Source organism: Streptomyces tanashiensis, from assembly GCF_014648895.1.
Lineage (GTDB): Bacteria > Actinomycetota > Actinomycetes > Streptomycetales > Streptomycetaceae > Streptomyces > Streptomyces tanashiensis.
On the sequence record NZ_BMRZ01000018.1, the window covers coordinates 121,633 to 146,893 of the forward strand.

Here is a 25,261-nt window from a genome sequence, read left to right on the forward strand (position 1 = left end):
CCTCCGCTCCGGGCCCCGACCCGGCCTCAGGAGGCGTCCCGCTCCACCGGACAGCTCATACAGCGCGGGCCGCCCCTCCCCCGGCCCAGCTCGCTGCCGGGGATCTCGATCACCTCGATGCCCTGCTTGCGCAGATGCGTGTTCGTCGTGACGTTCCGCTCGTACGCCACGACCACCCCCGGCTCCACGGCCAGCACGTTGCACCCGTCGTCCCACTGCTCGCGCTCGGCCGCGTGCACGTCCTGGGTCGCCGTGAGCACCCGGATGTCCTGCAGCCCGAGGGCCGCCGCGATGGCGCTGTGCATCTGCTCCGGCGGATGGTCGGTGACCCGGAGGGACTGCCCCGCGTCACCCGGTTCGATCGTGTACGAGCGGAGCATGCCCAGCCCCGCGTACTGGGTGAACGTGTCCTGGTCGACCATCGTCATCACCGTGTCCAGGTGCATGAACGCCCGCCGCTTCGGCATGTCCAGAGCGATGATCGTGCGCGCCGAACCGGCCGCGAACATCCCCCGGGCCAGCATCTCCACCGCCTGCGGCGTGGTCCGCTCGCTCATCCCGATCAGCACGGCACCGTTGCCGATGACGAGGACGTCCCCGCCCTCGATCGTCGACGGATAGTCCGTCTGCCCCTCCGACCAGTGGTGGAAGGGACCCGCCTCCGGGCCCGTGAACAGCGGGTGGTGCTTGTAGATCGCCTCGAAGTGCACCGTCTCGCGCTGCCGGGCCGGCCAGCGCATGGCGTTGATGGACACGCCGTCGTAGATCCAGGCCGAGGTGTCCCGGGTGAAGAGGTGGTTCGGCAGCGGGCCGAGGAGGAAGTCGTCCAGGTCCATGGCGTGGAAGCGGACCGAGGTCGGCTCCCGGTGCGCCGCCAGGAACTCCCGCTTCGTCATGCCGCCGACGAGCGCCTCGCCGAGCGCGGCCGCGTCCAGCGAGTCGAAGGCCGCGCGGAGGTGGTCGGTGGCGAGCGGCCCGTACTCCTTCTCGTCGAAGACCCGGTCCAGGACCAGCGCGCGGGCCGACGGGACCTCCAGGGACTCGCGCAGCAGATCCCCGAAGAGGTGCACCTCCACCCCCCGGTCACGCAGCACGTCGGCGAACCCGTCGTGCTCCTGCCGGGCCCGCCGCACCCACAGCACGTCATCGAAGAGGAGGGCGTCCTTGTTGGACGGGGTGAGGCGCTTCAGCTCCAGATCGGGCCGGTGCAGGATGACGCGGCGCAGCCGCCCGGTCTCGGAATCGACATGGAATCCCATGCGTCCATCCTGACGGAGCCGGGCGGCCCTGGCCCGCCTTTCGGCATGGGTCGCCCGGCCCCGCCTCCGTCAGGTGATCCGCTGGGCGACCGCGATCAGGACGATCGCGCCCAGCAGCCCCCCGACCAGCAGCGCGACGCGGCGCAGGAAGCGGCGGGTGTAGCCGTTGCCGTGATCGTCCGGGGCGGACGGCGACGGGCCCGGGGTCCGCGGGCGGTGCGCGGCGCGCGGCAGGCCGTACGCCTCCTTCAGGAGCGTGAGCCAGACCGCGTCCGGCAGCCCCGGGCGCTCCCCGTCGACGATCAGCCAGAACGCCTCCCGGGCGGACGGCTCCGGGCTCGCCCGGAGCCGCGAGAGCAGCTCGGCGACCGTACCGACCGGGGCGTCGCCACCCCCGAGCAGCGGGCGGACCGCCCAGCGGTGCAGCTCGGCGGCGTTGGCCGCGCGCTGCTCCTCCGCCGGTTCGGAGGGGTCGTCCCGCGCGGTGGGCGGTGCGACGGCCCACAGCTCCCGGCCGATGGCCACCTCGCAGAGCTCGCGGCGCAGCGCATGCTCCCAGGACGGCAGGCGCCGGGCGACCTCACGGAGGAGGACGGTGACGACGCCGTACGCCTGGGGCCGGCGCAGCGCGTCCAGGAGTTCGCGGCTGCCGCCCTGCACGACGAGCTCCCGCGCCTCGTCCACGGTGCGCACGGTCGGCAGCTTGTGCACGAGCGAGGTGACGGCCTCCCGCTCGCGCGACCGCTTCCCCCAGGCGCGCCGAGCGCCCTTGCCGGGCCCGGTCCACTGCGGCCCGACGGACGGCAGGACGGGCCGGGGGTAGGCGCCCTCGCCGGACGTCCGCCGGGGCGGGACGGCGTGCGGATCGCCGTCGGGCCGCCGGGCGGGCGGGGCTTCGGAGCCGTACGGGGACTCCGGGGCGTGCGGGGGCTCGGAGTCGTACGAGGGCTCGGAGTCGTAGCGGGGCTTGGAACGGTACGAGGGCTCGGAGTCGTGGCGAGGCTCGGAGTCGTAGCGAGGCTTGGAGTCGTAGCGGGGCTCGGACGGTGATCGGGGTTCGGGAACGGGCGGGGGCTCTGGGGTGAGCGGAGGTTCAGGGGTGGGTGGAGGTACGGGGGTGGGCGCGGGTACGGGAGGGGGCGGCGGTGCGTGGGGCGGCCAGGGGTCGGCGGCGGTCGGGGGCACGGGTGCCGCCGGCGGAGGCACGGGCGCCGCGGGCGGGGGCTCCGGGGTGTACGAGGGCTCGCGCGTGCGGGACCACGGGCCCGGTGAGGCCGGGTACGAGGAGGCCGGCGGGTCGGAGCGCCGGGCCTGCGCCGAGCCCGGGTGACGGGGGTCCGGGTGGCGGGGGTCCGGAGTGCCCTGGCGCGTGGGGTCCGGAGCGCCCTGGCGCGTCGGGTCCGGAGCGCCCGGGTGCCGGAGGTCCCGCGCGCCCTGGTCCCTGACGTCCCGAGCGCCCTGGTCCCGGAGTTCCGGAGCGACCTGGCGCGTCGGGTCCGGAGCGCCCAGGTGCCGGAGGTCCCGCGCGCCCTGGTCCCTGACGTCCCGCGCGCCCTGGTCCCGGAGGTCCCGCGCGCCCGGGTGGCGGGGTGGCCGGGTGGGGCGGCGGGACGACGCGTCCAGGGTGTCCACCGCGCGGGCGGCCGTCTCCAGGAGCGCGGCGCGGCGGGAGGAGGAGGCGGCGTGGAGCGCGCTGCCGACCGCGTACTCGCTCCCCTCCCCCTCCTCGACCCCCCGCAGGTGGTGCCGGACGAGCCGGGCCGCGACGTCCTCCGCCCGGTCGCCGCACCGCTCGCGCGGGTCGACGCGGCGGCGGTCGGTGTTGCGGCTCGCCGCGCCCGACCAGCGGCCGACGAACGCGAAGCGGAGCGCGGGCAGTTCGACGGTGTCATGGGTCGCGAAGGTCCAGCGGCGGTCGATGAGCGCCCCGAACATGCTGTGCAGCCCCCACAGCACGGGGCAGGCGGTGTCGCCGCGTTCGTCCAGGACGGTGAACCGGTCGTCGGGGTGGCGCAGCAACTCGGCCACCGTGCCGACGAGTTCCTCCGCCGCGTACGGCAGGGTCTCGTCGAGCTCCCCCTGTCCGCGGCCCGTCGCCGGTACGAGGACCTCCTCCCGCACCACCGGGAGACGCCCGCGCGCCTCGGCGAGGTTCACGGCGGCGGCGCCCTCCCAGGTCCAGGCGTGCAGCCCGAGGCAGACGGCGGGGTCGAGGAGGGCGGGCGAGCCGACGAGGGCGTGGCAGAGCACGGACGTCCCACCGTCGGCCTCCTTGAACGGGAGGCGCCGGATGAGGATGACCCCCGCGCGCTTGTGGAGCCGGATCAGGGCCGGCCGTGTCTCGTCCCCGCTGGCCCGCAGGACCGGGCCGGAGATCTGGAAGAGGTTCTCGGCCTCGTCTCGGGGCCCTGACCAGGCGACCGGGCCGAAGCCGGTGTTGCCGGTGAGGTTCTCGCTGTCCCAGCGGAAGACGATCTGGTCGACCTCGTTCTCCGTCCGTGTCATCGGACGATCCCCTCCAATGGTTCCGCCCCGGGCAGCAGCCCGCACATGGCGAAGAGCGACAGCAACGGCGCGAGGACCCGGCGCGGCCGGGCCCCGTGCGGAAATCGGTCGCCGCGCGCCTGCCCGCCGGTCGCGGCGACGAAGTGCAGGGTGCAGTCGGCGCAGTCGTCGAAGGGCTTGAGCCAGGCGGCGCTGGCGTGGTGGGCGAGGAAGGCGTACGCGTCCCGGCTCTCCTCCCGGAGCGCGGCGGCGTCGTGGCGGCCGGGCAGCGCCCGGCCGAGCCAGCGGTCGACGACCGGTTCGAAGCGGACGAGGTCGCTCTTGTTGACGGCGAGCGCGGCGGGCGCGGCGACGAGCCCGCCGCGCTGCCGCGGGATGCGGTTGAGCACGGTGGTGAAGGCCTCGTCGCCGAGGTCGCGCCGCCGCAGCCCGCTCTGTTCGCGTACCGGGTCGAGGCCGGGCAGCCGGAGGGCGCGCAGCGGGTCCAGGACGAAGACGAAGGCGTCGACGCCCATGAGGAAGCGGCCGACCTCCCCGTCCTGCGCGAGGTCCTCGCCCGCGAGGTCGAAGAAGACGACGGGCCGGGGCTGTGCGCCGCCCGCCTGGACGAGCAGGCCGTCGGCGAACCGCGCGAAGGTCTGCTGTCCGGTCCTGCCCAGCTGCCGCCCCTGCTGGAGGCTCTGGACCCGTTCGCGCAGATAGGTGCGGTGCGCTTCGGGGTTGAGCGGCCGGCATTTGAGTCCGTACGGTTCGAGGCCGCCGAGTTCGACCTCGCCGAGCATGGCGGCGAGGAGGTGGGTCTTGCCGACGGAGGAGCTGCCGACGAGGGCGACGGAGAGCGGTTCGCCGTTGGTGAGGTAGGGGACGGGGAGTTCGTGTTCCTCGTCGCCGTCCACGGTGTGCGGGCACAGGTGGTAGGCCTTGCGCAGGGCGTCCGCGACGTGGCCGGGGCGGCGCTCGGCGCTGAGGTCGAGCGGGATCCGGTTGCCCTTGGCGTCGATGGTGACGAGCAGCCGTTCGTCGTACTCGACGGGGAGCAGGCAGTGCGGGCACATGCGGCTCCGCGGCGGCGGGGGCGGCGCCGGTTCGGGCGTCACGGCGGGCACGACGGGCCTGAGGGAGTCGCCGCCGCCGAAGATCCGGTCGCGGAGGGAGGGACGCGGCGGTCGCGGGCTCGGCGGCGCCGGCTCCTCCGGGGCCCGGTGGGGCGCGGCTTCGCCGGAGAGCGCGCGTTTCCGGGCGATCTGGTGGTCGTACTCGGTGCGCCACCGGTCGAGCGGGTCGGCCGCCCCGACGCCGGTGGCGAGCGGGTCGGGGACGTGCAGCAGCCGCATGAACTCGGGCGGGCGGGGCCGGTCCGCCGCGCGCGCGGCGAAGAGACCGCTCTGTCCGAGGGCGGCCAGACGCCGGTAGGCGGCGAGGTCGGCCGGGGGTCCCTCGCCCCGGTCGGGGCGGCCGGAGAGCAGGTAGTAGGCGAGTTCGGCGACGGACCACAGGTCGTCGCGCGGGTCGGCGGCGCCCTGGCCGGCGCGCTGCTCGGGCGAGGCCCAGGGGGCGCCGCCGAAGGGCTCGCGGGCCTCTCCGGAGCGCTGTGCCGCGTAGGGCTCGCAGAGCCGGACCCGGGCGCCGTCCCACCGTACGGTGTCGGGCGCGATGGCCCGGTGCACGAGGTCGGCCTCGTCCAGGAGCCGTACGGCCATGGCGAGTTGGCCCGTGATGCGCTCCTGGTCCTCGCCGCCGAGACGCCCGGCCCACTCGGACAGCGGGCGGCCCGTCGGCGGCCGGTACAGCACGAAGGGCTCGGCGGCGGTCAGGTCGAATCCGACGACCCTGGCGAAGACCGCGCCGAACTTCACGCCTCCGTAGCGCCGTTCGAGCGCGACGGCGGCCGCCACCTCCCGTTCCAGGAGTCCGTACGCACCGGGGTCGCCCTGCGCGGACGAGGCCAGCCGGTACTGGAGGACGTGCGAGCCGGCCCCCAGGGTCGCCCGGCGCGCGAGGACGCCGGGGCGGCCCGGCGGCCGGTGGTCCTCGCCGTACCGGACGGCGAAGCGGACCGGCACCTCCCGGTGGGTGAGGAACTCCAGCTCCTGGTAGTACGGATGGGCCGGCGGGGTCGGCTCGCTCAGATGGTCGGGGTGGTCCGGGCCGATCGGCTGGTTCGGGTCGGTCGGATGGTTCGGGTCGGTCGGTTGGTTCGGGTCGGTCACGGTTCTCCCGCCTCCTCGGCGCGGACGGTGTGCACGACGTCCGCGCGCAGCGGTACGAGACGGAGGATGCCGGCGTGCCGTCCCGCGCCGGTCCACACCACGTCCTCGGCGGTGCCCCGCCAGATGTCGTCCCCGGCGGCCCCGCGGCGCATGGCCTCGGGCACGAACCGGACCTGACGGGCGGCCATCGGATCGTGGGAGAGCAGCCGCAGGTGCTCGGGGCCGCACAGGGCGACCGTACGGCCCGGGTCGTCCTCGGCCAGGAGCAGCAGGGCCACCGCGTCGGCGGCGACCCCGGTGAGGCGGGCCGCGTCGGGCCGGTCGGAACGGTCGGTGAAGGCCGCGAGGGAGGTGAGCGCGTCGGGGTCGCGGAGGCCTTCGTAGCGGGGCGGCGGCGAGGCGGCCACGTCCCGTTCGAGGCGGAGCCGGGTCTCGTCCAGGAGCTCCGTGAGCCGCTGCTCGTGCCCGGCCCGCGCGAGGGCTCCGGGGTCGCGTTCGATGCCCGCCCAGCACCGGTCCAGGATCAGGACGGTGCCGGCGACGAGGTCGCCGACGAGGGTGTCGACGAGCGCGGGGCCCCCGTCCCCGTACCGCCGCTCCAGCCAGCCGGGCGCGGGGACGGACAGGGGCGGGGGTCCGTCGGTGCCGTCCCCGGGGTCCGGGGAGGGGAACGGGGGCGGCTCCTGGGCGGCGGTCCTGCCCGCCCGGGGCTCCTGGGCCGAGCCGGACCAGAGGTCCTCCTCCGCCCCGTCCCCCCAGGCCTCCGGTCCGTCCCCCCAGGCCTCCGGTCCGCTCCCCCAGTCGTCCGCGTCGTCCCGCCAGTCCTCCCAGCTCCAGGACGCCGTGCCGGTCTCCCCGACCGGCGGCGGCCCGGCCTCCGGCCCGTCGGTCTTCCGCGTCTTCCGCGCCGCGTACGGCTGCCCGTGCGCGTCGGCGGTCTCCGCGAGGCCCCGGAGCAGCCCGGCCACGGCTCCCGCCCCGGCCGAGCAGTGGTGCCGCACCTCGGCGAAGAGCCAGTCGTGCACGGCGGTCGTGACCACCAGGGCCTGGATCTCCCGCAGAATCCGCCAGGCCTCCTCGGGGTCGGCGCGCGCCCACCAGTCGTCCACGGCCCGGGTCCAGTCGCGCAGCGCGAGCAGCACGACCGCCGCCACGGACACGGTGGCCGCCACCGCCCCCGCCCAGACCGGCAGGCCCAGGAACTGGCCGAGGCCCGCCCCGACGAGACCGCCGAGCAGGCCGCCGACGAGCCGGGGCGCGGCGCCCGTCGCACCACCGCCGTCGATCCGCCCGTCGGGCGAGCGGTTGGGCCTGCGCCGCAGCATCAGATGGGCGAGACCGGCGGCGAGGACGCCGACGGCCGGACCGAGGCCCCAGCCGAGCACCGGCCAGACCCCGGCGAGCAGCGCCAGGAGTCCGGTCACGGCGAAGGCGGCGGGACGCGAGCCGCCGGCCGTGAAGGGGTGGCGGGCGCCGAGCCTCCGCAGCCGCTCGGGCCCGCAGATCGCGTCGAGCCGGGCGAGCCGGGCCGCGCTGCCCACGGGCGCGGTGCGCGCGGACAGCGCGGAGAGGCGGGCCGCGACGGACCGCAGCGGCAGCCCCTTGCCGATGAGGTCGTGGGTGAGGTCGCGCAGCGCCGGGACGATCCCGGCCCGTGAGATCTCCCGCGGCAGCTCCGGCAGTTCGACCCCGCGGTCGCGCAGCACCCCCCGGTGCTCGGCGGTGAGGCGGGTGCCGCCCGCCGCGCCGAACGCCTCCGCGACGGCGGTACGGAACCGGTCCAGCTCCTCCGTCACCCGCTCGATGTCCGCCGGCAGGTCGACGGCCCGGCCCGCGCCGGTGAGGAGACCGGCCGGGCCGCGGACCCGGTGGAAGCCCTCGACGGCCTCGCCGACCGCCTCGTCGCAGGCGGTCAGCCGGGAACCCGCGCGGCCCTGCGGCGGCAGCCACTGGTGGCCGGACAGGGAGCGCGGGACGCCCTCGTCGAGAAGGAGCGCGAGCGCGCCCGGCACCTGCTCGGCGGAGACGCTCCCGGCCGGGACGTCGGGTCCGGTCAGCCCCTCCACGGCCTGCCGCCAGGCGCGCGCCCTGGCCTCGTCGGTGAGGTCGTGCTCCAGGACCCGCACGGCGGGCACGGCGACGCCGTGCACCACCTCGCCGAGCGCGCGCAGCACGGCGTCGAAGACCTCGGGCGTGGACAGGACGTCGACGAGCGGGCGCAGGACGGCCTCGCCCGGGACGCCGTCCTCCGTGGAGTCGAAGACCCACAGGACGCCGGCGGCGGGCGGGCGCAGGGTGAGGGAACGGCTCAGGGTCCGGTCGCCCCGGGCACCGACCGCCAGGCAGACGACGTGCGCGGGCCCGTAGGAGGAGAGGCGTTCGTAGAGCAGCTGGTGGGCGACGAGCCGGTCGGCCTCGTCGACGACGAGGAAGCGCCGCTCCCCGCCGGGCTGCGGGGCGTCCAGGGCCGCACGGACGGCGTCGTCGGAGTCGTACGTCCCCGAGGTCCGCAGGTCGAGACAGACGGCGTGGCCCGGCAGCGGCCGTTCGGGAAGGACGGGGAGGACACGTGGGCTCACTCCGCCTCACCGGCCCGGTCGCGGCGGTGCGGCGCGTCGTCGGCGGGCCCGAGGTCCGGGCCGTCGTCGCTGTCGTAGTCGGGCCCGAAGTCCGGCTCGGGCTCCAGCTCCCAGTCGCCCTCGTAGGCGGACGGCGCCGGGGCGGACGGCGGTTCGGCGTACGCGGAACGCGGGTCGCGCCGGACCCCGTTCGCGCGCCCGGCACCGTCGTCGTACCGGGACCTGTCATCGTCGTCGTACCGGGACCGGGAACGGGACCTGTCATCGTCGTCGTACCGGGACAGGGACCTGTCATCGTCGTCGTACGGGGAAGGGGACCTGTCGTCGTCCCACCGGGGCCGGGGCTCGTACCTGCCGTCGTCCTCGTACCCGGTGCGCGGCCGGGGCTCCTGCCGGGACCGGGGGACCTGGGCGGGCCGCTGCCCCTGCGGACGCCCCGGCGCCTGGACCTGACCCTGACCGCCCCGACTCTGCCCGCCCTGGCCCTGGCGAGGCGCGTGGCGGTCGTAGAGGGCGCGGAGGCTCGCGCGGGTGGCGCGGGCCGCGCTCGGGAAACGCATGTCGAGCGCGCCCGGGTAGGTGACCTCCCAGAAGTGGCGGAGCGGGGCGAGCCATTCGCTGTCCGCCTCGCCGTGGTCGGCGGCGATCTCGTCGATCAGGGCGAGCTGGCGCGGAGCGACATGCTCCACGAAGTGGGTGAAGAGCGAGGACGGGGGCGCCGGGACCTGGGCGAGGCCCCTGGGCAGCGCGCGCATGAGCCGCTCGCAGAACTGCTCGATGATCTGCCCCTCGTCGAGCAGCGCCCAGCGCTCGTACGCGCGCAGCAGCCCCGCCCAGCTGGAGATCGACCCGTCGAAGCCCTCCAGGCGCAGCGACATGGTCGCGGACTCGCCCTCCTGGAGGCGGATCCGGACGAGGTCGGGGGAGCCGGCCGGACCCTCGGTGGCGATGTGGCCGTTCCACATGGCGCAGAGCAGCCGGTGGAGGATGCGCTGCCGGTCCTGCTCGGTCGAGACGAGCCAGTCGTCCTTGTAGCCGAGCCGCTGGCGCCACTGCAGGAATTCGTCCTCGCCGCCCGAGTCGCGGGCCTCGGACCAGACGCTGAGGACGCTGCGGACCTCGGAGATGTCCGTGAGGTTCATGCCGCTGCGGAAGAAGACGACGGTGATGGAGTCGGTGTCGACGGCCCGGCACTCGGGGAACACCCGCGAGGGCAGGTTGAGTTCCTGCGCGAGGAAGTCGGCGGCGCGGCCGTCGGACTCGCTCGCCGGGTGCACGATGAGGATCTTGAGCGGGCCGCTGCCGTCCGGGATGAAGCCCACCGGGAGGAGTCCGGCGAGCCGGGAGCGGAACTGGTCGAGCCAGCGCGGGTCGACCTTCGCCTCCGCGGTCTCGTCGCCCGCGGCGGCCCGCAGCAGCAGCTCCATGGAGGGCAGCAGGGGGCGGGCGAAGACGTCCTCGTTGGCCTCGCCGAAGAGGCGCTTGACCCGCCGCTCGACGACCTGCTTGATCTCCTTCACGGCCGCCCCGGAGGAGCGGCGGACCGCGTCGAGGGCGCGCCGCCAGTCGTCGGGACCCACCAGCCGGTCGAGGAGGGTCGCGGCGTCGGTGGTCTCGGGGAGTCCCTCGCTCTGCGCGAGGCGGTCGACGACGTCGTCGTAGAAGGCGCGCAGGGTGTTCTGCGGGGGCAGCAGATAGGCGATGCCCGCGCGGTCGTCGCGGTAGAGCTCGCGGCGGCTGTCGGCGAAGGACTTGGCCTCGTCCTGCTCGTGGGTGATGAGCACCTTGGCGAGTTCGGCGACCTCGTTGGTGACGCGGTTGAGGGAGGGCCGCCACTGGGCCTCCCCGGCCTGCCAGCCGCGGTGCCAGAGGACCCGGGCCCGCCACTGGTACCAGGCCTGCTGGGCGGCGAGGGTGTCCTGGACGTCGGGGTCGGTCCACCGGGCCGGGACGACTCCGCCGACGCTGCGCTTGATGTGGGGGATGTTGGGGGCGGCGGCCTGGACGTTGGGGGGCCGCTCGGGGTCGTTGCGCCGGTTGTCGAGCATGCCGGTGAAGCCCTCCCTGGCCACCCGGTCGGAGTGGCCGGGCAGGCCGCGGAGGATGGTCAGCAGCTGGAACGGGCCGACGAGACCCAGGAGTTCGCGGGCGCCCGCGCCCGGCTTGAAGTCCTCCGTGAGGCGCGGGATCTCGCGGGAGAGCTGGACGTCGAGCCGCCGGAGGGACTCGTCCATGTCGTTGAGGCGCTGCCGCAGCTCCTGGGTGATGTCCCGGCTGCCCCGGGGCAGTTGCTCGGGCAGCGGCACGTCCGGTGCCTCGCGGCTCCACAGGCGGCCGATGCCGGAGCGGGTGAAGAGGTCCCGGACCATGTCCTGTCCGTCGCGGGCGGGCCGCCGGGCCCGTTCGGACATGGCGCGGACGGCCTGGGCGAGGAGCCGGGCGGCGACGATCTCGGCGAGGTCGTCGACGGGGACGGTGAGGGAGGCGGCGAGGCTGGTGGACATGCCGCGGTAGCCGATGCCGGTACGGGCGGGGGTCGAGCGCTCCACGGCCTTGTTGATGAAGCTGGCGGCGAAGGACTGGTAGTCGTCCTCGGACCGGTTTCCCGAGCCGGTGTCCTCGCCGAGTTCGGTGCCGATCAGCGACATCACCATGGCGACGATGGAACGGCGCAGGTCCTCGGTGCCGATGACGGCCGGCTTGGAGAAGAGGAAGGCGGTCTGCATGGTGGCGGGGCGCAGGGCGACGACGCCGTCGTCGGGGTAGGTGACGCTGAGCCGGCCGCGTTCCTCGACGTCGCCGACGGTGTCGAGGGCGTCGGGCACGTTCTGGTCGTCGACGAGCCGCGAGAGGTCCACGAGGGCTCGGGCCGCGTTGAGTTCGGCCTCGCGCCCGCCGCCCGCCTCGGGCGGGAAGGCGGAGGGCATGACGACGAGCGGGTAGATCTTCACGCCGGGCACGTGGGCCTTGCGGAACTCGTGCCCGATGAGGTGGATGAAGTCGTAGAAGATGCCGGCGCCGGTGCCGCCGGCGACGGAGAAGGCGACGAAGACGTCGCAGCCCCGGATGCGGCCGCCGCCGACGCGCTTGAGGTCGCCGGCCGCCTGCCCGATGGCGCCGATGGCCTCGCGGAGCTGCCGCAGGACAGGTTCGAGTCCGGACCGGAGGGTCGCGAAGAGCGCGGCCCGCCCGACGGTCGGCAGCTGCCCGGCACCGTTGTTGAGGGGGGCGACGCGCGGCTGGCGGGCCTGCGGCGGCAGCCAGTGCCGGGTCTCCTCGTGGAGGGAGACGCGCAGCATGCGGGCCACTTCGGGCGAGGTGTCGAAGTCGGTGGGCAGCAGGTCGCGGACCATCCGGGAGGTACGGGCGAAGGCGGCGCCCTCGGCGCCCTTGGCCCGGAACTGCGGCTGGCTGAGCAGCTCGCTCTCGCTGAAGTCGGCGTAGACGAACTGGAGACAGTCGGGCAGCTGGAAGGGCAGCCGGCGGCCGCCGTCGACGAGGTCGGTGCCGTCGGGTCCGCACAGCTCCCTACGCAGCTGGCGTTCGAGCTCGCTGCCGATGCGTCCGCCGGTGCCGCCGAGTCCGACGAAGAGCATGGGCTGGTAGATCTTCATGTCGTCTCTCCTCGGTGCCCGTTCAGAAGTTGTCGTTGTAGCTGCCGGACCCGCCGGCGGACCCGGACCCGCCGGAGGCGGCTCCCGAGCCGGCCCCCGCGCCCGTGTCCGTACCGGCGGCGGGGCCGGTGTCCGTGCCCCTTGCGTTGCCGGGACCGGGGCGCCGGGCGGTACGGGAGCGCCGGGACCACGGGAGGTCGCGGGTCCTCGGGGACGACGTGCGGCCGCCCCGTACGACGAGTTCGTGCTCGCCCAGAGCGATCGGCTCTCCGGTCCTGACCGGCACCTGGCTGCCGCCCCGGGGGCGCAGCGTCAGTTCGCCGGAGCCGGTGCTGCGGAGCACGTGGGCGGTGGCGGCGGCGGCGCCCCGGACGCTGCGGAGCATCGGCGTCCCTCCGTACGGCTCGTCGACGGTGAAGGCGAAGGTCCCGTTCTCGCTCTGCCCCTTGCGGACGGTGAGCGTGTACAGGGTCCGTCCGTCGTCGTGCAGTTCGAGGACGGTCCCGGTGAGGTCCCGGCGGCGGCGCCGGGCCAGGTACCGGATGCCGACGAGGGCGGCGAGGACGAGGAAGGCGACGGCTCCGCCGACGACGGCCTTCCACCAGCGGTCCCACCAGGTGGGCGGCGCCACCACGAGGACGTCCAGGAAGGCCGTGTCGAGGACGGCGTCTCCGTCGCCGGTGTCCACGACCGCGACCCGGCCGCCCAGTTCGCCGAGGGCCGTGCCGGCCGCGAGGGTCACCGTGAAGGGGATGCGGGTGCTCCGGCCGGCGGGCGCGGTGACCGGCGTCGGGGCGAGGGTGAGGTCGGCGCCGGGCGTCTGGTCCTGGAGGGCGAACCGCAGGGTGTGCGGCGTGGAGTCGTTGTTGGTGACGTCGAGGGTGCCGCGGACGGTGCCGCCCGGGTGCACGGTGGCGCGGTCGACGGCGAGCCCCGCGGTCACCACCGGCACGTCCGGGCCGCGCCGGGCGTGCACCGGGCGCCGGTCGGAGGTGATGCCCGGCGCCGCCATGCGCGTGACGAGCTCCAGGTCTCCGGTGGCCCCGGTGGGCAGGGTGAACGTGCCGGTGAAGCGGACGTCCCCGGCCTTCGCGTCGGGGGCCCGCCCGTCGTCGGCGAGCTTGAAGGTGAAGGGGCTGAAGCCCGCGCCGGCGACCTCGGCCGAGGCCGTGAGATCGGCCAGCTGCCGCGGATCGGTGATGACGACCCCGCGCCGGGTCTGCATCCGCACCTGCACGGTGACCTTCTCCCCCGCGCGGGGGGACGCCGGGTCGAGGGTGACGTCGGAGCGGAGGCGGCCCTGCCAGATGGCGCGGACCGCGACCTCCCGGTCGCGGTGGCCCTCCGGCGCCTCGATGTGCACGCGCCAGCGGCCGGGCATGGGGTCCTTCACTCGCAAGGCCTCGACCGGTCCGTCCTGGCCGCTCACCTCGAAGGTCGAGCCGTCGAACTCGCCCCGTACGGGCACCTTGCGGCCCGCCGGGTCGTAGTAGGTCACCCGCACCTTGGGGTCGTGCTTGGCGACCGTGAGGGAGCCGTCGGTGGCGATGGGCGGGATGGTGACGTTCAGGTCGGCGGGCGGCTTCCCGACGGTGCCCTGGGCGAGCCGGGCGCAGCGGGCGGCGGCGAAGGTCTCCTGGAGGGCCTTGTCGATCTCGGCGGAGGTGCCGACGACCCGCATGCGGGGGACCGAGCCGGGGATGTCGGAGCAGGCGCCCCGGTAGCCGCCCTCGGCCATCGCGGTGAGCGCGGAGCGGTCGATCTCGCTGCCGAAGCCGAGCGGCCAGATCTGGACGCCGGCCGCGCGGGCGCGGGCGAGTTCCTCGGTGAGCCGCCGCGCCCCGTTGGACTGGCGGGTGTCCCGGTCGGTGCCGTACTCGGGGCTGTCGGCGACGTCCAGCTTGCCGTCGGTGAGCAGGAAGACGACCTTGGGCACGGCCGGGGTCTTCGCCCCGCCGGACGCGGGCGCGCGCGACTGCGTGAGGCGCGTGACGGCCTGGCGGATGGCGGCCGGGAAGTCGGTGCCGGGGCCCATGCGGGCTTCGTCGCGGCGGTTCAGCTGCTGGACGCACTCGCTGAGCCGCTCGCGGCCCGCCGCGTCGGCGACGGTGAGCGGGCAGACCTCGCGCACGGGCGACTGGCCGGGCTTCTCGGAGCTGCCGAAGCCGATGACGGTGGCCTGGGAGCGCTCGGATATCTCCCCCTGGCTCAGCAGTGCGGCCGCCTCCGTCTCGCGCGCCAGGTCCTTGTCGGCGAGGCTCTTCGACTGGTCGACGACGACGGCGAAGTCGAGCGGATCGGGACCCTCGGCGGGTTCGGCGGCCGTACGGGACAGGCCCCGTGCCCCGGCCCCGGGCGCGCCCGAGGCGGTGGGCGCCGCGAACGGTCCGGAGACCGCGAGGAGCACCCCGGCGAGGAGCAGGGCGCTCCCCTTGTTGGTCCACTGCATGTTCTCTCTCACCACAGTTCGCTGAAGAGGGCCAGGAGGGCGCCGAGCACGAGCGCGAACACGCCCAGGCGCAGCCACCGGTACTTCGCCGCGAGCACGAGCCCGTGCACACCGGCCTGTTCGAGGAGCCAGTCGGTGGCGTCCGTGCCGGAGACGCCGAGCCGTTCCCGCAGTGCGGGCGCGGACGGACCGGCCGCCAGCTCGCGCAGGAGCGTGCGGTCCGCGCCGATCCGGGTGCGCGGCAGGACCACCGACACCAGCATCAGGACCCCGGCCGTCCACAGCGCGCCCGCCGCCAGGAGGAGGGCGAGTCCGGTGCCGGCCGTGGGCAGCGGGGCGCGGTCCCCGGAGAACACGACCGCGAGGAAGGCGAGGGCGCCGGAGAGCAGGATCGCGGCCTTGGTGTCGGCCCGGCCGATGTCCTCCCGGACGGTGGCGAGGATCCGCTCGGCCATGAACCGCATCTCCCCGGGCGGTACGGGGACGGGCGCGGGTGCCGGTGCCCGGCCGGGTGCGGGGACGGGGGCCGGGTCGGCCTCGGGTGCCGGGGCTCGGCCGGCGCCGGGGTCCGGGGGGCTCATACCTCGTCCCAGTCGTCGAAGGCGGAGCTGGGCCTCGCGGGCCGGGTGGGCCGGCGCGGCCGTTCGCTGCCGCCGCGGTCGTACGGGTCGTCGCGGTCGTACCGGTCGTTCCGCTCGTACGAGTCCGGTTCGTACCGGTCGCGGCCGTCGTCGAACCCCTCGTCACGGCGGCCCCGCGACCGCCCCCGCTCCCGTTCGCGCTCCCGCTCCCGTTCGGAGCCGGACTCGACGCGGGTCGGTTCGACGACGCGGGAGTCGCGCGGGGCCTCGCCGTGGTCCTCGTCCCAGGGCTCGCGCCGGGGGTCCCGGTGGTCCTCGTCCCAGCGCTCGCGCGGGGCGTCCCGGCGGTCCTCGTCCCAGTCCGGGTCGCTCGGCTCGGGGGAGGCCTCCTCCAGGGCGCGGCGCCGCCGCGGGGTGTCGCCGGAGGGGTTGAGGACCCGGTCGGTGATGCCGCCGAGGACGTGGCCGGTCTGGGACCGCAGGTACATGAGCACCTGGTACATCTGCTCGCCGATGTCGTGCCGTTCCAGGACGCCGGTGTCCAGGAGGCGGTTGAAGACCCGCAGATAGTCCTCCTGGCCCTCACGGCGCTCCTGCTGGAGCTGGGTGCGGATCTCCCACTGCTTGTCGGGGTGCATCGCCATGTGGTGGGCGATCTGGGCGAGGTCACCCCGCCGGAAGAGGGCCTCCAGCTCGGTGGCGCGCTCGGCGACCAGGGCGCGGTCCGCCGCCTCCCTGCGGCGCTCGGCCTCGGCGACGCGCTGGTCGGCCTCCATGGTGACGCCGACCCGGTCGCGCCGGGAGACCTCGGCCTTCACGGAGTCGTCGAGGTCGATGAAGACGAGCACCCGGGTCCGCAGTCCGATGTCCCGGCCGAAGCTGAGGCGCCCGGCGGCGAGTTCCTCGCGCACGGCCTCGTCGGCGCGCTGCGCGTCGGTGATCCGGAACCTCCGGGAGAGCCTGCGCAGGCCGTCGAGCAGTTCGTCGTGGAGGAGCTCGGCGACGTCCTCGACCTGCTCCTGCACGACGAGGTGCGGATCGGTCACCACCCACTGGACCTTGGCGACGGCGTCGAAGAAGACGCCGTCCCCGGCCGCCGGCAGCTGGAGCCGGAACTCGGTGACGTTGCGGCCGAGCCGCACCTCGAAGACGGTGTACGGGGAGCCGAACATGGGCTTGTTGACGTCCTCGGTGCGGTCCGGCCAGACCACCCGGTGGCCGCCGTTGCGGTAGAGGAGCACGGCGGCGACCCGGCCGCTCCGGCGGCGGTACGGGGGCGCGTACTCGCCGATGAGGGGGCCGCGCGGCCGTCCGGAGGCCGCGGATCCACCGGTGGCGGCCGCGTGCTGCCGGCCCTGGCCCCGTACCTGCTCCGCCTCCTCGTCCCGCGCGCGGTCGAGGTCGAGGTCCGGGTCCTCGTCCCCGTCGCCGCGGTGCTGTCCGCCGTTCTGCGCCTCGTGCCGCTGCCGCTCGTACCGGTCCTCGTACCGCTGCCGCTCCCGGCCGTCCCGTCCCTCGTGGCGCTCCCGCTCGTCCCGGCGCGCCCGCTCGTCCGGCCGCGCGTTCCTGTTCTGGTCGGGCCCGGTCATCGGTTCGCTCCTTCCGTCACGGCGTCCCACATCCGGCGCGCCGCGTTCCTGTCCAGGGGCCGGTCACGGTCCCGGACGAGTTCGTTCAGCAGTCCCCTGAGCCGGTCCCGGTCGCGGCGGTCCACCGCGAGGCGCGGCAGGAAGGCGCGGACGTGGCCGAGTGCCTCGGGGTCCTTCGCGGCGCGCCGCAGCATGCCGCCGAGGGCTTCGAGGGCCGCCTCTCCGGAGCGGGCCGTGGCCAGCGTGTGCCGGAGCAGCCGGGCGAGTTCGGGGGCGAGCGCGGGCCGGGTCGCGAGCAGCGCGACGAGCAGGGGGCGGGCCGCGTGCTCGTCGAGCTCGGGCACCTCGCGCAGTCCCCACAGGTGGGTGGTCCGGGTGCTCAGGGTCCGGATGACGGCGAGGTGGACCAGGTTGGCGAGGTTGATCCGGCCGTCGTCGAGCCACTGGTGGAGCCGGCCCAGGACGGGCTCGGGTTCTCCGGAGGCGAGCAGCCGGGCCACGCTGAAGGAGGCGGGCACGAGCACCTCGACGTCGGTCGCCTCGCGGGTCCTGACGACCCGGGCGAGCGCGTCGAGCGAGCCGGGGACGCCCCCTGCGGCCAGGACGTAGCCGTGGGCGAGCAGGGCCGTCCGGACGAGGGTGTCCTCGCCCGATCCGGCCCAGTCCTTCAGCACGGCGGCGACCGCCGGACGGACGCGCGGGTCACGGGCGGCCTCGGCGAGCGCGGTGGCGGCGGCCATCCGGGCCCTCGGCTCGTCCGTCACGGCCAGGGGCACCACCAGCTCGCGGAAGCCGTGGATCCAGTCCCAGGAGCAGAGCACGCCGGCGGCGACGGAGGCCCGCACCCACACCTCGGGGCGCGGGTCGTCGCAGAGGGCGCGCAGCCATCGGGCCACCGGGCCGCGGACGTTGTGGTAGCCGTGCCAGATCTCGCCGAGGACGGCGCCGGCGAGCGCCTCGCCCTGGAAGCGTACGGCCCGCACCGGCACCTTGGCGGGGCCGAGGTCCAGCTCGCCGTCCTCCAGGACGGCCCGCGCCTGCACCGGCCGGTGCTCGGCGTGCGTGCCGAACAGGCGCCGCCCGGGGGCGTGGTCGGGGTCGAGCGTGACGGCGAGTTCCCAGGCGAGGAGCTCGGCGGCCTCGGCGGCGAGGCTGTAGGCGGAACCGTCGAAGACGGCGACGGCGATACGGAACGCGCCGGCGTTCAGGACGGGCAGGGCCTCCGGGAGCGCACCGGGACGGTCGGCGCCCGCGAACCACTCGCGGGCCTGGGAGCGGACGAAGCTGGCGCATTCGGCGAGGAGTTCCCCGTCGGTCATCTCGCCGCGCCAGTGCCGGGCCAGGTGGTCGGCGAGCCGGGCGGCCTCGCGGGGCCGCAGCTCCTCCAGGCCGAGGGCCCGGACGACGTCCGGGCGCCGGGCACGCGCGCGTGCGTCGCCGAGGGCCTCGTCGGGCTCGGCGCGCAGGCGGTGCCACAGGTGCCGGTGGAGGACCTCGTCGGCCGGCGGGGGCGCGCAGTACATCCCGTACCTGCCGCGCAGCAGCCGGTCGGCGAGCTCCCCGTTCTCGACGAGGACGACTCCGTACGCCTCCCGGCCGCGCAGCAGTTCGCCGAAGCGGTCGAGGTGCAGTTCGGAGAGGCGGGTGGCGGGCCGGCGGGCGACGGCGGTGTGCTCGCCCCGGCCGGAGCGGGCGGGGCGCGGCTCGCTCTCGGTGCGCATGTCCTCGGTGAGCAGCTCCAGAAGGTGGCCGCCGTTCTCCTGGAGGACGTCCTCGGTGATCTCGTCGACGCCGTGGCGGGGGTCGAGGCGGAAGACCTTGCCGCCGGTGAGTTCGTCGAGGAGGGCGAGCGCGGTGGCCTTGCGGCCGCTGCCGGGTTCGCCGCAGAGGACGAGGACCCGGTGGTCGCGGAGCCGGTCCCGCATCCGGGCGTACCCGGAGGTCGCGCAGTACACCCGGCCGAGGTGGTCGAGGGTCTCGGGCGGCACGGGGCCCTGGACGAAGAGCGAGCGGTCGGAGCCGTAGAGGGCGAAGATCTGGTTGCCCTCGAAGACGGTGCCGTCGCCGTGGATGGTGGTCAGGCGGTCGGCGGCGCCGCCCGCCCAGGTGCGGACGGCCCGCAGTGCCGTGGCGGCGCCGCCGGTGTCGCTCTCGCCGCCGAGGACTCCCCGGTCGGCGGCGTCGAAGACGCTCGGCTCGCGCGGCTGCTCACCGGCACCGTCGGCCCGGTCGCCGTCCCGGTGGCCACGGTCACCACGCTGACCCCGGTCTCCCCGGTCCCCCCGGTCACCGGACCGGTCGCCGCGGTCCCCGCGGTCGCCGCCCCGGTCACCGCGATCGCCCCGGTCGTGCGCGTCCGCCCGGTCGCCCCTGCCTCCGTCGCCCCGGTCGTCCCGCTCGTGGCCGGAGTCCGGGGTGTCGTTCCCGCCCGCCGACTCGTCCTGGTCGCTCATTTCGCCTCACTCGCCCCCGTGCCCGTTCCCGTGCCTTTGCGGATGCCGGTGAACCCCCCGTGGATCGTGTTGCCGTGGACGTCGAGCAGGTCTCCCCCGACGTGGTACGTCCGGCTCCCGCCCCCGGTCCGGGGCGTTGGGCCGTCCCCCCGCGACGGCCCAACGCCGGTCCGTGAAACCCCCGTCGGCGCCCGCTCCCCTTCGGGCTCCGGCTGCTCCGCCTCGGATCCGGTCAGCGGCGGGGCGGTGCTGCGCGGTACGTGGAACCACGCGGTCTCGTCGGTCTCCTTGGACCGGATGCGGGCCGGCCGGTAGTGGTCCGGCTCGACGTACCGCCCGCCCTCGGCGACGACGTTCCCGTACAGCCAGTCGGAGACGACGATCAGGAGGTCTACCTCGGGGCTCTCCGCCATGATCCGCTTGGCGGGGGCGCTGTCGCAGAGCCGGGCGGCGAGGTCCACCGCCCGCCCGACGAGCCCGTGCCCGTCCTGGGCGACGAGCCCCGCGTTCATGCCGATCCGCAGCCGCAGCCGCCGGCTGCGGCCCGTGTTGTGGGCCCGCAGGCTCTCGTAGAGCGTGTCGATCCACCGCCCGACCATGAGCGTCGGCGGCACGTCGGGCCGCAGGGCGGCGAGGATGCCGTCCCCCCGGTCCTCCTGGTGGAAGGTGCCGGGTTCGACGCCGACGGAGCCGTACGCCTCGTCGAAGGCGGCGTACATCGCGGCCCGGTGCAGCTCCTTCTCGGCCATGCCCAGGGTCCCGGAGCCGCAGATGTCGCCGAAGACGACGAACCGGTGGATCCCGCCCGCTACCCCGTTCACTCCCGCACTGCTCACTCTCGGACTCCCTGTGTGTGGCGCCGTGGTGGTGCGTGTGTCCAGACTGGCCGCGTGCCGCGGCCGGCGATGTAGCCGTTTACACACCCGGCGGAGATTCGTCCGCCGGGTTTCCGCCGGGGCGTGCGCGCCCCTGCGCGAGCAGCACCAGGACCGGCATGTCGAGGACGACGACGGTGCGGTTCGCGGTGCGGACGACGTCCTGCTCCCGGAGCAGGCGCAGCGCCTTGGCCACCGCCTCCCGGGTTGCTCCGATGGCCGCCGCCAGGTCGTGCTGGGGCAGCGGAAGGTCGAGCACGGTCCCGCCGTCGGCCCGCCGTCCGGCGCGCTCGGCCAGTTCGACGAGCCGGGCGGCGAGGCGCTGGAGGACCGTCTCGGAGGCGAGCGCGCGGCGTTCGACGTCGGCGCTGCGCAGCCGGGTGGCGAGCTGGCGCATGATCAGCGCGGTCGCGTGCGGCCGGGCGGCGAGGAAGCGGCGGAACCGGTCGCCGGAGACGGCCACCGCCTCGACCGTGCCCAGGGCGGTGACGCTGGCGCTGCGCGGGCCCCGGTCGACGGCGGCGAGGTCGCCGACGACCTCGCCCGCGCCGCGCAGGGCGAGGATGAGCCGCGATCCGCGCTCGGTGCCGACGGAGACGACGGACCAGCCGGAGAGCAGCGCGAGGACGTAGGCGCTGGTGTCGCGTTCGCGGATCATCACCTCCCCGGGTTCGTAGACGCGCCGGGCGCCCTCGGCGAGCAGCGACCGCCGGTCGGCCGCGGGCAGGGCGTGGAGGAAGGAGCGGTCCTGGCCGAAGAGACTCATCGCCGCTCACCCCCGTACCGTCCGCGGGCCCTCCGGGGAAGACCGTCCGCCGGCGGCCGACCGGCGCTTTCGCGTGTGTGTTCCCACCTCATGTGGCCCTCTGCGCCACACTATTGACGCTGTGTCACGTCATGGGGTGAAGAACGCTAGAGGGTGCGGAAGAAACGCGTCAACGAGCACGGGGGGCGCAGGGGAGCGCCGCCGTCGGCACCCCTGCGCCCCCCTGAGGAGCGGCACGGCGGGCTTCGCGAAGCCTTCGTGAAGGCTTCGCGAACACCCACCGGAATCCACACGTCGCCCCCGGCCCCACCCCGCCGTCGGAGCCCCCGGACCCCGGGCCCCGCGGTCCGGGGACCTCAGAGCCTCGGGTCGACCGGCTCCGACTCCAGGGCCAGGACCGCGAAGACCGCCTCGTGGACCCGCCACAGCGGTTCGCCCGCGGCGAGCCGGTCGAGCGCCTCCAGGCCGAGCGCGTACTCGCGCAGCGCGAGCGACCGCTTGTGCCCGAGGAACCGCTGCCGCAGCCGCTCCAGGTTCTCCGGGCGGGTGTACTCGGGGCCGTAGATGATCCGCAGGTACTCCCGGCCGCGCACCTTCACGCCCGGCTGCCCGAGCCGGCCCTCGGCGTCGCGGACGAGCGCCGCCAGCGGCTTGACGACCATGCCCTCGCCGCCCGCCCCGGTCAGCTCCAGCCACCAGTCGGTGCCCGCTCGGACCGAGGCCTCGTCACCGGTGTCGACGACGAGCCGGCGGGTGACCTGGAGCAGCCCCGTCGGGTCGTGCTCCACGAGCCGGTCCAGCCAGGACAGCTGCACGTCGTGCGGCACGTCCGCGAGCGAGCGCCCGCGCGCCGCGAGCAGCTGGAAGGGAGCGAAGCGCACGCCCTCCAGGCCCTCGGTCGGCCAGCAGTACCTGCGGTAGGCCTCGGTGAAGGCCTCCGCGTCCACCGCCCGCTCCCGCTGCCGGGCGAGCAGCCCGTCGACCCCCTCGACCCCGCGTCCCGCCGCACGCTCCAGGGCGTCGATCGCCCCGGGGAGGACGGCGCCGGAGGCGGCGCCGACCGCCGCGTACTGCGCGCGCAGCAGCCCGGCCGACTTGAGCGACCACGGCATCAGCTCTCCGTCGAGCAGCAGCCAGTCCGTGCCGAGCTCGTCCCAGAGGCCCGCCGCGCCGATCGCGGTCCGCAGGCGGCCGAGGACCTCCTCGGTGACCTCCGCGTCGTCGAAGAAGGGCCGTCCGGTGCGGGTGTGCAGCGCGCCGGTCACCCCGGTGACGCCGAAGTGCTCGCGGGCCGCGGCCTCGTCCCGGCAGACCAGGGCGACCGCCCGGGAGCCCATGTGCTTCTCCTCGCACACGACCCGTTCGACGCCGTCCGCCCGGTACTGGGCGAAGGCCTCGGCCGGGTGCTCCAGGTAGCCCTCCTCCTTCGAGGTGGCGGTGGGCGCCATCGTCGGCGGCAGGTACGCGAGCAGCCGCGGGTCGACCGCGAACCGGCTCATGACCTCCAGGGCCGCCGCCGCGTTCTCCTCGCGCACGGCGACGTTCCCGAGGTGGCGGGTCTCCACGGTCCGCCGCCCTTGCACGTCGGCCAGGTCCAGGGGACGCCCCTGGTGCCCGCCGGGCGCCTCGGTGGCGAGGGGACGCGCCGGCTCGTACCAGACGCGCTCGGCCGGTACGTCGACGAGTTCGCGCTCCGGCCAGCGCAGCGCGGTCATCTTCCCGCCGAAGACGGCCCCCGTGTCGAGGCAGATGGTGTTGTTGATCCACGAGGTGTTCGGCACGGGGGTGTGTCCGTACACGACGGTGGCCCGTCCCCGGTACTCCTCCGCCCACGGGTAGCGCACCGGCAGCCCGAACTCGTCGGTCTCGCCCGTGGTGTCCCCGTACAGCGCGTGCGAGCGCACCCGCCCGGAGGTGCGGCCGTGGTACTTCTCCGGCAGACCGGCGTGGCAGACGACGAGGCTCCCGCCGTCGAGCACGTAGTGGCTGACGAGCCCCTCGATGAAGCGTCCGACCTCCGCCCGGAACTCCTCGCTCTCGCGCCCCAGCTGCTCGATGGTCTCGGCCAGTCCGTGCGTCTCCTGCACCTTCCGTCCCTTGAGCCACCGGCCGAGCTTGTTCTCGTGGTTGCCGGGGACGCACAGGGCGTCGCCCGAGGCGACCATCGCCATGACCCGGCGCAGGACGCCCGGCGAGTCGGGGCCGCGGTCGACGAGGTCGCCGACGAAGACGGCCGTCCGGCCCTCGGGGTGGTGCCCGTCGACGTAGCCGAGCTTCGCGAGCAGGGTCTCCAGCTCGGAGCGGCAGCCGTGGATGTCCCCGATAATGTCGAAGGGTCCGGTGAAGTGCCGCAGGTCGTTGAAGCGCCGCTCCAGGACGACCTCGGCGGCCTCGACCTCCTCCACGGAGCGCAGGACGTGCACCTTGCGGAAGCCCTCGCGCTCCAGACCGCGCAGCGAGCGCCGCAGCTCGCGCCGGTGGCGCTGGATGACGTGCGCGGGCATGTCAGCCCGGTCGGGCCGTGCCGCGTTCCGCGTGCGGCACACCTCCTCGGGCAGGTCGAGGACGATCGCGATCGGCAGCACGTCGTGGGTCCTGGCCAGCTGGACGAGCTGGCGCCGGGCCTCCTGCTGCACGTTGGTGGCGTCGACGACGGTCAGCCGGCCCGCGGCCAGGCGCTTGCCCGCGATGTAGTGCAGGACGTCGAAGGCGTCCCGGCTCGCGGACTGGTCGTTCTCGTCGTCGGCGACGAGCCCCCGGCAGAAGTCGGAGGAGACGATCTCGGTCGGCTTGAAGTGGCGCCGGGCGAAGGTGGACTTGCCGGAACCGGTGGCGCCGACGAGCACCACGAGGGACAGGTCGGTGACGGGCAGGGTGCGGGTCATGCGGTGACCTCCTTCAAGGTCTCGTCGGTACGGCTGAAGACGGCCATCTGGGTCGGCGGCCCGACCTCCGGGTCGTCCGGACCCACAGGGGCGAACTCCACCCCGTACCCGTACTGCCCGGCCACGTCGGCCGCCCAGGCCCGGAACTCCTCCCGGGTCCACTCGAAGCGGTGGTCGCCGTGCCGGACGTGCCCGGCCGGCAGCGACTCCCAGCGCACGTTGTACTCGACGTTCGGCGTGGTCACGACGACCGTCCGGGGCCGGGCCGAGCCGAACACCGCGAACTCCAGGGCCGGCAGCCTCGGCAGGTCCAGGTGCTCGACGACCTCGCTGAGCACCGCCGCGTCGTAGCCGGCCAGGCGCTTGTCGGTGTACGCGAGGGAGCCCTGCGTCAGCTGCACGCGGGCGGCCTGCCGCTCCCCCATCCGGTCGAGCCGCAGCCGGCGCGCGGCGATGCCCAGGGCCCGCGCGGACACGTCGACGCCGACGATCTCGGTGAAGCGCGGGTCCTTCAGCAGGGCCTGCACCAACTGGCCCTGGCCGCAGCCGAGGTCGAGCACCCGGCTCGCCCCGGCCGCCGTGAGGGCGCCGAGGATCGCCTCCCGCCGCTGCTCGGCGAGCGGCACCGGACGCTCCTCCGTGTCGGTCGTCTCGTCGACGGCGTTGTCGACGTCCTCGACGTCCAGGCCCTCGGCCTCGGCGAGCCGGACCAGTTCGAGCCGCTCCGTCGCCTCGCGGGCCAGGCCCCAGCGCCGCGAGAGGTAGCGGGCGGTGATCAGCTTCCGCTCGGGGTGACCGGCCAGCCAGCCGTCACCGGCGCGCAGCAGCTTGTCGACCTCGTCGGGCGCGACCCAGTAGTGCTTGGCGTCGTCGAGGACCGGCAGCAGGACGTACAGGTGGTTGAGGGCGTCCGCGAGCCGCAGCTCGCCCTCCAGGACCAGACGCACGTACCGCGAGTCGCCCCACTCGGGGAACTCCGCGTCCAGCGCCACCGGTTCGGCGTCCACCGTGTCCCAGCCCAGCGGCCCGAACAGCGCCCGCACCAGCTCCGCGCCGCCCCTGGCGGGGAGCGCGGGGACCTCGACGCGCAGCGGCAGCGGCGCGGCCGCCCGCTCGGGCATCGTCCTGCACTCGCCGTGCAGCGCGGTCTTGAAGACCCTGGCGAGCGCGACCGCGAGCAGTGAGGACGCGGCGTAGGGCCGGTCGTTCACGTACTGCGCGAGCGCCGAGTCAGGGGCGCCGCCCCTGCCCTTGCCCTTGCCGCGGCGCACCAGCGCCACGGGGTCCACCTCCAGGAGGAGTGCCGCCGTGCACCGCTCGGCGCTCGCCTCGGGATAGAGGACGTGCGCCGTGCCGTGCGAGGTCGAGAACGCCTGCGCCCGCTCGGGATGCTTGTGCAGCAGAAAGCCGAGATCGGTCGCGGGTCGCTCCGGGTTGCCGGTTGTACTGATTGTCAGGAACACACCTTCGAGTATCGTTCGCCTCCCCCCTCCCCA

At 75.2% G+C, this 25,261-nt stretch carries 13 protein-coding genes; all 13 read right to left on the bottom strand.

The features are described 5' to 3' along the window. Positions 1 to 26 precede the first annotated feature (26 nt). The gene (locus IE237_RS34295; protein WP_189806079.1) at positions 27 to 1,259 is read right to left on the bottom strand and encodes an arginine deiminase; all 1,233 of its coding nucleotides are present in this window, start codon (positions 1,257 to 1,259) and stop codon (positions 27 to 29) included. Between the two features lie 69 nt (positions 1,260 to 1,328). Continuing rightward, the gene (locus tag IE237_RS34300; RefSeq protein ID WP_189806080.1) at positions 1,329 to 3,764 is read right to left on the bottom strand and encodes a hypothetical protein; all 2,436 of its coding nucleotides are present in this window, start codon (positions 3,762 to 3,764) and stop codon (positions 1,329 to 1,331) included. Beyond that, a complete protein-coding gene (locus IE237_RS34305) occupies positions 3,761 to 5,974 on the bottom strand; it encodes a hypothetical protein (protein ID WP_229843854.1) in 2,214 nt (737 codons plus the stop codon). Before IE237_RS34305 ends, IE237_RS34300 begins: the two co-directional genes overlap by 4 nt. After that, positions 5,971 to 8,553 (bottom strand): amino acid adenylation domain-containing protein, encoded by a 2,583-nt coding sequence (locus IE237_RS34310; RefSeq protein WP_189806081.1) that lies wholly within the window; start codon positions 8,551 to 8,553, stop codon positions 5,971 to 5,973. The genes IE237_RS34305 and IE237_RS34310 overlap by 4 nt, the downstream gene beginning before the upstream one ends. After that, complete coding sequence (locus tag IE237_RS34315; RefSeq protein ID WP_189806082.1) at positions 8,550 to 12,167, bottom strand: tubulin-like doman-containing protein; 3,618 nt, start codon at positions 12,165 to 12,167, stop codon at positions 8,550 to 8,552. Before IE237_RS34315 ends, IE237_RS34310 begins: the two co-directional genes overlap by 4 nt. 22 nt (positions 12,168 to 12,189) lie before the next feature. Then, positions 12,190 to 14,616, bottom strand: a complete 2,427-nt coding sequence (locus IE237_RS34320; protein ID WP_229843856.1) for a vWA domain-containing protein — start codon at positions 14,614 to 14,616, stop codon at positions 12,190 to 12,192. A gap of 8 nt (positions 14,617 to 14,624) precedes the next feature. After that, complete coding sequence (locus tag IE237_RS34325) at positions 14,625 to 15,197, bottom strand: Pycsar system effector family protein (protein ID WP_229843859.1); 573 nt, start codon at positions 15,195 to 15,197, stop codon at positions 14,625 to 14,627. After that, positions 15,194 to 16,786, bottom strand: coding sequence for a hypothetical protein (locus IE237_RS34330; protein WP_189806084.1), 1,593 nt, complete (start codon positions 16,784 to 16,786; stop codon positions 15,194 to 15,196). Before IE237_RS34330 ends, IE237_RS34325 begins: the two co-directional genes overlap by 4 nt. After that, the gene (locus IE237_RS34335) at positions 16,783 to 19,239 is read right to left on the bottom strand and encodes a hypothetical protein (RefSeq protein WP_189806085.1); all 2,457 of its coding nucleotides are present in this window, start codon (positions 19,237 to 19,239) and stop codon (positions 16,783 to 16,785) included. Before IE237_RS34335 ends, IE237_RS34330 begins: the two co-directional genes overlap by 4 nt. Then, positions 19,236 to 20,075: a nucleotidyl cyclase domain-containing protein gene (locus IE237_RS34340; protein WP_229843867.1), complete on the bottom strand. Its 840-nt coding sequence runs from the start codon at positions 20,073 to 20,075 to the stop codon at positions 19,236 to 19,238. Before IE237_RS34340 ends, IE237_RS34335 begins: the two co-directional genes overlap by 4 nt. Positions 20,076 to 20,154: 79 nt before the next feature. Next, positions 20,155 to 20,880, bottom strand: a complete 726-nt coding sequence (locus IE237_RS34345) for a Crp/Fnr family transcriptional regulator (protein ID WP_189806086.1) — start codon at positions 20,878 to 20,880, stop codon at positions 20,155 to 20,157. Positions 20,881 to 21,236: 356 nt separating this feature from the next. Then, positions 21,237 to 23,765 carry a polynucleotide kinase-phosphatase gene (locus tag IE237_RS34350; RefSeq protein WP_189806087.1) on the bottom strand — a complete coding sequence of 843 codons (2,529 nt, stop codon included), beginning with the start codon at positions 23,763 to 23,765 and terminating at the stop codon, positions 21,237 to 21,239. Further along, complete coding sequence (locus IE237_RS34355; protein ID WP_189806088.1) at positions 23,762 to 25,228, bottom strand: 3' terminal RNA ribose 2'-O-methyltransferase Hen1; 1,467 nt, start codon at positions 25,226 to 25,228, stop codon at positions 23,762 to 23,764. Before IE237_RS34355 ends, IE237_RS34350 begins: the two co-directional genes overlap by 4 nt. Positions 25,229 to 25,261: the final 33 nt, after the last annotated feature.

Bases quoted from the DNA above. Each gene is read 5' to 3' on its own strand.
- IE237_RS34295 (WP_189806079.1), bottom strand. From the start codon at position 1,259: ATGGGATTCCATGTCGATTCCGAGACCGGGCGGCTGCGCCGCGTCATC.
- IE237_RS34300 (WP_189806080.1), bottom strand. From the start codon at position 3,764: ATGACACGGACGGAGAACGAGGTCGACCAGATCGTCTTCCGCTGGGAC.
- IE237_RS34315 (WP_189806082.1), bottom strand. From the start codon at position 12,167: ATGAAGATCTACCAGCCCATGCTCTTCGTCGGACTCGGCGGCACCGGC.
- IE237_RS34320 (WP_229843856.1), bottom strand. From the start codon at position 14,616: ATGCAGTGGACCAACAAGGGGAGCGCCCTGCTCCTCGCCGGGGTGCTC.
- IE237_RS34325 (WP_229843859.1), bottom strand. From the start codon at position 15,197: ATGAGCCCCCCGGACCCCGGCGCCGGCCGAGCCCCGGCACCCGAGGCC.
- IE237_RS34330 (WP_189806084.1), bottom strand. From the start codon at position 16,786: ATGACCGGGCCCGACCAGAACAGGAACGCGCGGCCGGACGAGCGGGCG.
- IE237_RS34335 (WP_189806085.1), bottom strand. From the start codon at position 19,239: ATGAGCGACCAGGACGAGTCGGCGGGCGGGAACGACACCCCGGACTCC.
- IE237_RS34345 (WP_189806086.1), bottom strand. From the start codon at position 20,880: ATGAGTCTCTTCGGCCAGGACCGCTCCTTCCTCCACGCCCTGCCCGCG.
- IE237_RS34350 (WP_189806087.1), bottom strand. From the start codon at position 23,765: ATGACCCGCACCCTGCCCGTCACCGACCTGTCCCTCGTGGTGCTCGTC.